Source organism: Carnobacterium sp. 1290_CSPC (assembly GCF_001053265.1).
Lineage (GTDB): Bacteria > Bacillota > Bacilli > Lactobacillales > Aerococcaceae > Aerococcus > Aerococcus urinaeequi.
The window spans coordinates 1-233 of record NZ_JVVG01000075.1; the positions used below are offsets into that span (position 1 = coordinate 1).

1 protein-coding gene is annotated in these 233 nt (G+C 40.8%); it reads left to right on the top strand.

Annotation, left to right across the window (positions count from 1 at the left end; translation table 11 throughout):
- Positions 1-233, top strand: a 233-nt coding sequence (locus AC973_RS06840; protein ID WP_048729036.1) for a transposase, incomplete at both ends; no start/stop codon positions are given.

The window sequence follows — 233 nt, forward strand, 5'->3', positions numbered from 1 at the left end:
GTTCTTACACGTGTCCGCAAGTAAAGAGATAGACAGCCCAGATGAAACTAATATTCAACGTATTGTAGGCATTGACCGTGGTTTAAGACAGATACTAACTATTGCGGATGATACAGCTCATACTACCTTCTATTCGGGTAAAAGCTTGATGAAGAAAAGACGGCGTTTTAAGAAATTGCGCCAGTCCTTACAAGCGAAGAACACCAAATCAAGTCGTAGACGCCTTAAAACAA